Annotated in this window: 2 protein-coding genes; one reads left to right on the forward strand and one right to left on the reverse strand. The window is 58.0% G+C overall.

Going from position 1 to position 2,391, the window contains the following annotated elements:
- Positions 1-574 precede the first annotated feature (574 nt).
- Positions 575-808 carry a hypothetical protein gene (locus tag MC380_RS17840; RefSeq protein WP_242166505.1) on the reverse strand — a complete coding sequence of 78 codons (234 nt, stop codon included), beginning with the start codon at positions 806-808 and terminating at the stop codon, positions 575-577.
- Positions 809-2,075: 1,267 nt separating this feature from the next.
- Between MC380_RS17840 and MC380_RS17845 the strand changes: the two genes are divergently transcribed.
- On the forward strand, positions 2,076-2,391 hold a 316-nt coding region (locus tag MC380_RS17845; RefSeq protein WP_242166507.1), incomplete at its 3' end, for a hypothetical protein.

The following is a 2,391-nucleotide window of genomic DNA, read 5'->3' on the forward strand; positions in this document are numbered from 1 at the left end:
TCTCGCTACCCTTATGCCAATAGTCGCAGTGTTTGGCATAGTGCTTCTTGCGGGCTCCATTAGGCCGGGGCCTAACAATTCGTTCAAGCCGAACCCGCTTCGCGGGTCGGCTTAACTCAGGCGTTAGGGCCCATGCCGAGCATCACCGCAAACGGGTTCAGAGCGCTTGTAACTACGGCTTTTCTCGTTGCGGTACTCGGCGGTATCTGGCGCGGCATCGCCTCTTGCGGTGGCTACGTCTGGCACGACCAAGCAATGTACGCGGCACTTGCTCTTGCGTCGCTCTCGCTTGTCGTGTTCGCGCCAAGCCAAGGCCCGTCATTCCTACGCCGCGCACTTCTTATAGTTGCACTCATCGGCACGTTCTTCGCGGTCCGTGCCTTGTCTGCCCCGTTCTACCCGGCCCTTCCAGGCTTTAGAGACTACTTCCGCCTGGTAGGCGTGGCGCTTTCCACTGGGCCGTGCTAAATGGGCCCTAACAATTCGTTCAAGCCGACGCCGCTTCGTTCCGGCACCAGGCATGGCAGGAAAAGCTTGCCATGCCTGGCACCTGCACTACGCAGCGCGGCTTAACTCAGGCGTTAGGGCTCACATGGGAGTAGTCGTGCAGGCCGTGACCAGTGATCTCGGTGATCGAATCATCAAGGTCAATCATGCCGGCGAGCACGGAGCCATAAGCATCTACACTGGCCAGATCCTTGTGGCCCGGCTCACCGCTCCAAGAATGGTCACGGAGCTCATTGAGTTCCGCTCCCACGAACAACGGCACAGGGCCATCTTTGGCGCAGAGTTGCAGCGTCGTGGCCACCCGCGCTGCCGCAGCTACTGGCTATGTGGCATCGGTGGTTTCGTGCTCGGGGCCATAACCGGCCTACTTGGCACCGGCGCTATTGCGGCTACTACCGCAGCAGTTGAGAGTGTCGTGCTCCGACACTTGGAGCACCAGATTTCCTGGCTTCAAGGCCATGACCCTTCCGCTGTGTCGGCAATCTCCGCCATTATCGCTGAGGAGCAACAGCACCATGACCAATCGCTGGGCCACGTCCGGACTGGTACATTCTGGTCCAGGGTTCTCACGCCTATTGTGTCTGCCTCAACAGAGGCCGTCATTTGGCTAGGCATGCGACTGTGAGCCCTAACAATTCGTTCAAGCCGAAGCCGCTTCGCGGCTCGGCTTAACTCAGGCGTTAGGCGGCAGATGTGACGTCACTGTGGACCCGTGCAAAGGACCTCTACCGGCTCAAGAGCCGGTATAGATATCTGCTTTCGATTCCGATTGTTGGCTTCGTTGCCGGGATTTGGCCGATTGTGGACTGGGCATTTGAGGCACAGCTCGCACGTGGCTTAACTCCAGGCGCGCCACTAGGTTCTGAGCCCGGGAGTATTGGCTTTCTCTTTCTCACGCTTGCCCTAATGCTTGGTGCCGGGCTGCTCGGCATGGCGCTTTGCGCGTTGGCACTATGCTTTGCTTTAGCTTTGTTTAGCCCATTGACGTTACGGGACTCAGCAAGGGCTATCTTCCTCAGCCACTATCCGGGCCATTGGTTCCGTGAGTAGCTTCAGTTGGCGGCTGACCGATACCAGTCAGCCGCCTAACAATTCATTCAAGCCGAAGCCGCTTCGCGGCTCGGCTTAACTCAGGCGTTAGGGGGCAAATGAAGACTTTCTCAGCTCGTCTTGGGTTCGGATCATTCCTCAAGCTGATGGTTATCGGCTGTTTCTGCGGCGCTGTGGTCATGACACCGATCAATGCGTTCCTGTCGGCCATGTCCGGGGAGGGAGCTAGACCTGGCTACTTTTTTCTCTTAGCACCAATTGGTGGTTTACTCGTTGGCACCATCTTTGGCGTTGCGGGCTACCCGGTCTACGCTTGGCTATCACGCAAGTTCCCTAGCCTCACTACATTTAAGGGAGAGCTATCTGATGCGTCGGAAAGCGCGCGAATTGCCCCCTAACAGTTCGTTCAAGCCGACGCCGCTTCGTTCCGGCCACAGGCATGGCAGAGAAAGCTTGCCATGCCTGCAGCCTCCACTACGCAGCGCGGCTTAACTCAGGCGTTAGGCCCGGAGAGACACATGTCCGCGACTCGACAATGGGTTATCGCGGTGCTCGCCATCCTGGGGGCATTCTTTGTAGCCGGCATTCTCGGGGACTTTGCTGCCGGCAGGCTTGGCTTCTGGCATCTACCCGGCTCCGGCTTTTGTGCTGCCTTGGCTGTAGTTCTGTCCACTTACTTTGCCGTCCCTAGTCACAAGTTTCTTATGGCGCTTTGTGCATTAGGTGTCGGCGCATTGGCTGCCTGGCCCCTCCTTGAGCCCTCCTCCTACCCCGAGAGCTACGGGGCGCAGGCGTATCAACAAACCCATCTACCGGTGATTTCAACGTACATCG

The sequence above is a fragment of the Lysobacter sp. M15 genome, assembly GCF_022662515.1.
Lineage (GTDB): Bacteria > Pseudomonadota > Gammaproteobacteria > Xanthomonadales > Xanthomonadaceae > JAKPBU01.